General features: G+C 73.0%; 5 protein-coding genes. 1 reads left to right on the top strand and 4 read right to left on the bottom strand.

Features of this window, described 5'->3' with window-relative positions; genetic code table 11:
- Nucleotides 1-115: 115 nt before the first annotated feature.
- From ACIQOV_RS21990 to ACIQOV_RS21980, 3 genes are all read right to left on the bottom strand, one after another.
- Entirely contained in the window at nt 116-1606 is a 1491-nt protein-coding gene (locus ACIQOV_RS21990) for an FAD-dependent monooxygenase (protein ID WP_401050879.1), read from the bottom strand.
- A 145-nt stretch (nt 1607-1751) separates the two neighbouring features.
- Nucleotides 1752-3452 carry a phenylacetic acid degradation protein PaaN gene (gene paaN, locus ACIQOV_RS21985; protein WP_401050877.1) on the bottom strand — a complete coding sequence of 567 codons (1701 nt, stop codon included), beginning with the start codon at nt 3450-3452 and terminating at the stop codon, nt 1752-1754.
- Nucleotides 3453-3612: 160 nt separating this feature from the next.
- The gene (locus tag ACIQOV_RS21980; protein ID WP_401050875.1) at nt 3613-4851 is read right to left on the bottom strand and encodes a hypothetical protein; all 1239 of its coding nucleotides are present in this window, start codon (nt 4849-4851) and stop codon (nt 3613-3615) included.
- A 159-nt stretch (nt 4852-5010) separates the two neighbouring features.
- Here ACIQOV_RS21980 and ACIQOV_RS21975 point away from each other — a divergent pair, with 159 nt between their 5' ends.
- Nucleotides 5011-5595, top strand: coding sequence for a TetR/AcrR family transcriptional regulator (locus ACIQOV_RS21975; protein WP_401050873.1), 585 nt, complete (start codon nt 5011-5013; stop codon nt 5593-5595).
- Nucleotides 5596-5680: 85 nt separating this feature from the next.
- Here ACIQOV_RS21975 and ACIQOV_RS21970 read toward each other — a convergent pair whose 3' ends face one another.
- On the bottom strand, nt 5681-6127 hold the full coding sequence (locus ACIQOV_RS21970; protein WP_359905204.1) for an Lrp/AsnC family transcriptional regulator: 447 nt from the start codon (nt 6125-6127) through the stop codon (nt 5681-5683).
- Nucleotides 6128-6367 lie beyond the last annotated feature (240 nt).

Below are 6367 nucleotides of genomic sequence, written 5' to 3'. Positions count from 1 at the left end.
GCTCCTTCTCTCTGTGGGGCGGCGGGGGGGGGGGGGGGGGGGGGGGGGGGGGGGGGGGGGGGGGGGGGGGGGGGGGGGGGCCGCCCCCCCCCCCCCCCCCCCGCCCGCAGGACGGTCAGGCCGGAGTGCCCAGCCAGTCGGTGAGGGCGGCGCGGAGCTCGCCCTGGCCGGGGTCGACGGCGCCCCAGGCGACGTAGCCGTCCGGGCGGATCAGCAGGACGGTGTCGCGCAGCTTGCCGTGCGGGTCGGCGGGGGCGGCGCAGACCACGCGGTCGGTCCAGGGCTCGGCGGCGGCCAGCTCGTCATTGCTGACCAGGACGAACTTCCCGGCGCGCAGCGCCTCGTAGAGCCGCTCCGGGGCGGCGGGAGCGCCCTCGACGGGCTTGCTCAGGGCGGTCAGCCGCAGGTCCGGGACGCGCTTGCCGACCTGCGGGTGGGCGTCCTTGGGGGCGGGGTAGGAGATGCCGATGCCGGAGACCAGCCTGGCGCCGCGCTCGGTGACCGGGTCGAGGTGGCCGCCCAGCGCGGTCAGCGCCCCGCGCAGGGCGCGGGTGGGGGCGGACTCGGCGAGCGCCAGCCGGATCAGCGCGCCGGAGGTGCGCAGCACCGTCCGGCCGACCGGGTGCCGCTCGGTCTGGTAGGTGTCCAGCAGGGCGTCGGTGGCGTGGCCCCGGAGCGCGGCGGCGAGCTTCCAGGACAGGTTGGCGGCGTCCTGGAGGCCGGTGTTCATGCCCTGGCCGCCGGCCGGGGAGTGGCAGTGCGCGGCGTCGCCGGCCAGGAAGACCCGGCCGGAGCGGTAGTTGGGGGCCTGTCGCTCGTCGCTGTGGAAGGTGGAGCTCCAGCGCACCTCGTGCAGGCCGTAGTCCTCGCCGAGGATGGCCCGGGTGAGGTCGGTGAGCTGCTCGGTGGTGGGGGTGGTGCCGTCCGGGTACCGCTCCTCGCGGTCCCAGGCGATGATCCGGAACCAGCCGTCGCCGAACGGGGCGATGAAGGCGAAGCCGGCCTGGTTGGCGCCGACGGTGATCGCCTGGGCGGGCTCGCGGTCCAGCCGGACGTCGGCCAGCACCACCGAGTCGACCACGGACTCCCCGGGGAACGGGATGCCCAGCAGGTCGCGGACGGTGGAGTGGGCGCCGTCGGTGGCGACCGCGTACGCGGCGCGGTGGCTGTGCCCGTCCCGGGTCTCCAGCGTCACGCCCTCGGCGTCCTGGTGCAGCCCGGTGACCTCGGCGCCGCGCAGCACGGTCGCGCCGGCGTGCTCCGCGCGCTCCAGCAGCACCCGCTCGACGTGGTACTGCGGGGTGATCAGGACGAACGGGAAGCGGGTGGGCAGCGAGCCGAGGTCGATGCCGAAGCGGTCGAACATCCTCAGTTCGGCGAGCGGACGGCCGGTGGCGATCAGCTCCTCGGCCAGGCCCCGGGCGTCCAGCAGCTCCAGGCTGCGGGCGTGCACGGCGAAGGCCCGGGTGAGGTTGGACTCGGCGGCCCGCTTCTCCAGCACCGTGACGCCGACCCCGGCGGCGGCGAGGTCGCCGGCCAGCAGCAGTCCGGTCGGTCCGGCGCCGACGATCAGGACGTCGGTTTCGGTCGTCGGCTTCACGGCCATGTATTCAGCTCCCGTTCCTCGGAGGGCGGTCGGACGCCGTTCCCGGCGTTCTCCCAGCCTCCATCATCGCGGGCGCCGTCGGGGCTGTGAACCGCCGGGTCCCGGCGGTGGGTGACCGCCGGGACCCGGGTACTCGTCGAACGGCTCAGGCGTGCCGGCGGATCTCCACCGTGCGGAACCGGTTGGCGACGAACGCGCCGTCGCAGTAGGCCGCGTTGGCGGCCGGGTTGGCGCCGGTGCCGTGCAGGTCGGAGAAGGCGGCGGTCTGGTTGGGGTAGACCCCGCCGGTGAGGTTGAGCGAGAGCGAGACGCCGGAGTCCAGCGCGGCCTCGACCAGCAGCGCCTCCACCGCGGGCGAGGTGGTGTAGCCGGAGGCGGTCATGGCGCCCTTCTCGCGGACCGTGGTGCGCAGCAACTCGACGGCGGCGGCGGTGGATTCGACGGCGACGGCGAAGGAGACCGGGCCGAAGCACTCGCTGCGGAAGACCGCGCGGTCGTCCGGCTTGTCGGCGTCCAGCTTGACCAGCGCGGGGGTGCGGACGGTCGCGCCGGGGAAGTCCGGCGAGGTCACCGCGCGCGGGGCGAGGGCGAGTTCGCCGTACTCGCCGCCGGCCGCGGCGGCCGAGCGCTGGAGCACCCCGGGGTTGACCACGGCGCCGAGGATCGCCGCGGCGCGGGCGTCGTCGGACAGCAGGCCCTCGATGGCGCCGGCCAGGTCGGAGACCACCTGGTCGTAGGACTTGTCGCCCTGGTCGGTGGCGATGCCGCCGCGCGGGATCAGCACGTTCTGCGGGGTGGTGCACATCTGGCCGCTGTAGAGCGAGAGCGCGAAGGCCAGGTTGCCCAGCATGCCCTTGTAGTCGTCGGTGGAGTCGATCACCACCGCGTTGACGCCGGCCTTCTCGGTGTACACCTGCGCCTGCTTGGCGTGCTCCTCCAGCCAGTCGCCGAAGGCGGTGGAGCCGGTGTAGTCGATCAGCTTGATCGCCGGGTGGACGGCGAGCGCCTGGGCGACGGTGCCGCCCTCGTGCTCGGCGGCCAGGCAGACCAGATCGGCGTCGAAGCCGGCCTCGGCGAGCACCTCGCGGGCGATCCGCACGGTCAGCGCGAGCGGCAGCACGGCCCGCGGGTGCGGCTTGACCAGCACCGGGTTGCCGGTGGCCAGCGAGGCGAACAGGCCCGGGTAGCCGTTCCAGGTGGGGAAGGTGTTGCAGCCGATCAGCAGCGCGAGGCCGCGCGGGACGACGGTGAACTCCTTGGTCATCACCAGCGGGTCGCGCTTGCCCTGCGGCTTGGTCCAGGCGGCCTGCCGGGGCAGCCGGGTCTGCTCGGCGTAGGCGTAGGCGACGGCCTCCAGGCCGCGGTCCTGGGCGTGCGGGCCGCCGGCCTGGAAGGCCATGCCGTAGGCCTGGCCGGTGGTGTGCATGACGGCCTGGGCGAACTCGTGGGAGCGGGCGTTGATCCGGTGCAGGATCTCCAGGCAGACGGCGGCGCGTTCCAGCGGGGTCGCGGCGGCCCAGCCGGGGCGGGCGGCGGTGAGCGCGGCGATCAGCGCGTCCGGGGCGGCGTGCGGGTAGGTGATGCCCAGCTCGACGCCGTACGGGGAGGCCTCGCCGCCGACCTGGTCGCCGTCGGTGGGGTGGCCGTCGAGGGCGAAGGGCTTGCCGAGCAGGGCGTCGAAGGCGGCCTTGCCGTCCGCCGGGCCGCTCTCGCCGTAGGCCTTCGGGAACTCGGGGTAGGGCGACCAGTAGTCGCGCTCGGTGGCGGCGGTGAGCGCGGCGTCCAGGGTGGCCTGGTGGCGCTCGACCAGCTCGCTGACGAGGGGGTGGGTGACCGCTGCGGACATCTGTGCGCTCCTCGGAGGGCCTCGAAAAGCAGGACGGGACACGTCACAGAGTAACCGAACGATCGGTCGGCTCAAGGGGGTGCAGCGGGGGAATCCGGCGGGAACGCACAGGGGGCGCGTCCATGGCGGACGCGCCCCCGTGGGCTCGGGTGATCCGGGTCTACGGCACGCCGAGCTCGAAGATGATGTACCCGGCGTACCAGCCGGAGGCGACCGCCCCGGTCCCCAGGACGGTGGCCAGCACCGGCAGGCTCAGCTTGCGCATCGCCACCGCCAGCGCGATGAACAGCGGGAACACGGGCATCAGGTAGCGCGAGACGTTGCCGAAGATGCCGAGGCTGCCGAGCACCGAGACGATCGTGGCCAGCGTGTAGGCGGTCAGCACCAGCGGCGGGCGCAGCCGGACCAGCAGCACGATCAGCACCGGCAGGCTGAACACGATCAGGGTGGCGAGGAGGTCCGGCACCGGGAAGCCGTAGGGGTAGTCGCTGCGGCCCAGCATCACCCCGCGGATCGCGTGCCAGGTGCCCTGGCCCCAGTCGAAGTAGTGCATCCAGGCGTCCTGCTGGATCCGGAAGTAGCCGCCCCACTCGCCCGTCCGCCAGCCCACCCAGCCGACGTAGCCGAGCAGGCCGACCGGGGCCAGCACCATCGCGGTCAGCGGGCGCAGGACGCCGCTCTCCCGGCGGTACAGCTCGACGATCGCGGCCAGGCCGACGGCGCCGATCAGGGCCGCGGAGGTGGGCCGGTTGAGCCCGGCGACCAGGGTGATCACCCCGGCCGCGATCCACTGCTTGGTCATCACGCAGTAGCAGGCCCAGGCGGCCAGCGCGACGAACAGCGAGTCCGAGTAGACGGCCCACTCGGCTCCCGAGCCCGGGACGATCGCCCAGATGCCGGCCGCGATCACGCCCGAGCGCGCGTCCGAGGTGAGTTTCTCCACGACGGCGTAGATGCCGGCCGCGGCGAACAGCGAGGACACCACCGAGACGAGCATTCCGGCGCCGTACAGGCCGAGGCCGGTGGCCTCCGAGACCATCCGCATCAGGCCCGGGTAGAGCGGGAAGAAGGCGGCCGAGTTCTGCTCGATGGTGTAGCCGATCGGACCGTTGGGGATCGGGACGAGCGCCGGGTGGTAGCCGAACTGCGCCACCTGCTGGTACCACCAGCCGTCCCAGGTGGCCAGCACGTCCCAGGGGTTGGCGCCGCCGCCGAACCGGGCCGGCTTCTTGGCGTAGTCACCGGCGAAGGAGAGCAGCTTCATGAAGACGGTGAAGCCGATCAGCTTCAGCACCGCGTAGCACCAGACGGCCGGTCCGTAGCGGACCACCAGGTCGCGACCGCGTTCCTGCCAGGTGCGCCCGGTGTCCGCCGGCTCCTCGCTGCGCTGCTCTGGCATGTCGGAGGCGACTGCCGGTATTGCGTTCATCAGCCGTGGACCCCAGTGCTCTGGACGTGGACGGATCGTCCGGAGATTCTAGGGCCTGCCTTTCCGGGCTGGTGTGGACCAGTCGGACCCGATCGCGTAACGCGGGGGGCGGCCGGGGATACTCGGAGGATGGCCGATCACACCACGCGCACCGCCTACACCGTGGAGTCACTGCTCGCGGTGACCGTCGACGTGTTCAACGAGCGCGGCTACGACGGCACCTCCATGGAGGACCTGTCCCGGGCGGCCGGGATCTCCAAGTCCTCCATCTACCACCACGTGCGCGGCAAGGAGGAACTGCTGCGGCTGGCGGTCGGGCGGGCGCTGGACGGGCTGTTCGCGATCCTGGTCGAGCCGGCCGCGGTCCGGGGCCCGGCGGTGGAGCGGCTGGAGCACGTGGTGCGGCGCACCGCCGAGGTGCTGCTGGAGGAACTGCCGTACGTGACGCTGCTGCTGCGGGTGCGCGGCAACACGGCCACCGAGCAGTGGGCGCTGGAGCGCCGGCGGGACTTCGACCACCAGGTGGCCGAGCTGCTGCGGGCGGCGGTCGCGGACGGCGCGCTGCGCGCGGACGTGGAGCCCAGGCTGGCCACCCGGCTGCTGTTCGGGATGATCAACTCGATCGTGGAGTGGTACCGGCCGGGGCTCAAGGCCGCCGACGGGGTCGCGGACGCGGTGGTCCACCTGGCCTTCGACGGGCTGCGGGCGTGCTGACCGGCCCGGCCCGCCGCGGCGGGCCGACAGGTGGGCCGATCGGTGGGACCGGCGGGCCGGCCGGTCGGATCGGCGGCCCGACCGGTCAGATCGGCGGCACCTGGTCGGTCTCCTCGAAGACCAGCATGGTCCGGGTGCCGAGCACCTGGGGAATGGACTGGATGCTGCCCAGCACCAGCTCCCGCAGGGCCTGGTTGTCGGCGGTGTGCACCAGCAGCAGGACGTCGAAGTCCCCGCCGACCAGCGCGATGTGCGCCACCCCGGGCAGCTCCAGCAGCCGTTCGCGCACCGTCCGCCAGGAGTTCTGGACGATTTTCAGGGTGACGTACGCGGACGCGGTCTGACCTGCCCGTTCGTGGTCCACCCTGGCAGTGAAGCCGCGGATGATGCCGTCCTCGACCATTCTGGAGATCCGGGCGTACGCGTTGGCCCGGGACACGTGCACCCGCTCGGCCACCGAGCGGATGGAGGCGCGCCCGTCCTGCTGCAGCAGCCGAAGGATCGACCGGTCGACCTGATCGAGTCTGGACATCTGTTCAGCAGACATGACCCCCCACCCCCACCGATTGGACACACTGCCACCAGTCGACCGCCGAACAGGCCGAATGTCCACCACCTTGTCACGCTTCTGGTCAAGATGAACAGACGACCGAACAATCGGTAGGGAGCCCCCGCCACCCCTGGAGGTGCCCCGAGATGACCGTTCTCGACCACAGACACCACACGAGCGTGCCCGGCTGGCTGCCCGGGGCCACCGCTCCGCGCACCGACC

It is taken from the genome of Kitasatospora sp. NPDC091257, assembly GCF_044757675.1.
GTDB classification, from domain to species: domain Bacteria; phylum Actinomycetota; class Actinomycetes; order Streptomycetales; family Streptomycetaceae; genus Kitasatospora; species Kitasatospora lactacystinica.
The sequence above is the reverse complement of the archived record's forward strand: the minus strand, read 5'-3'. Positions and strand labels throughout refer to the sequence as shown.

Coding starts and splice junctions, on each gene's coding strand:
- ACIQOV_RS21970 (WP_359905204.1), bottom strand. CDS start 6,127: ATGTCCAGACTCGATCAGGTCGACCGGTCGATCCTTCGGCTGCTGCAG.
- ACIQOV_RS21980 (WP_401050875.1), bottom strand. CDS start 4,851: ATGCCAGAGCAGCGCAGCGAGGAGCCGGCGGACACCGGGCGCACCTGG.
- ACIQOV_RS21990 (WP_401050879.1), bottom strand. CDS start 1,606: ATGGCCGTGAAGCCGACGACCGAAACCGACGTCCTGATCGTCGGCGCC.
- ACIQOV_RS21975 (WP_401050873.1), top strand. CDS start 5,011: ATGGCCGATCACACCACGCGCACCGCCTACACCGTGGAGTCACTGCTC.
- paaN (WP_401050877.1), bottom strand. CDS start 3,452: ATGTCCGCAGCGGTCACCCACCCCCTCGTCAGCGAGCTGGTCGAGCGC.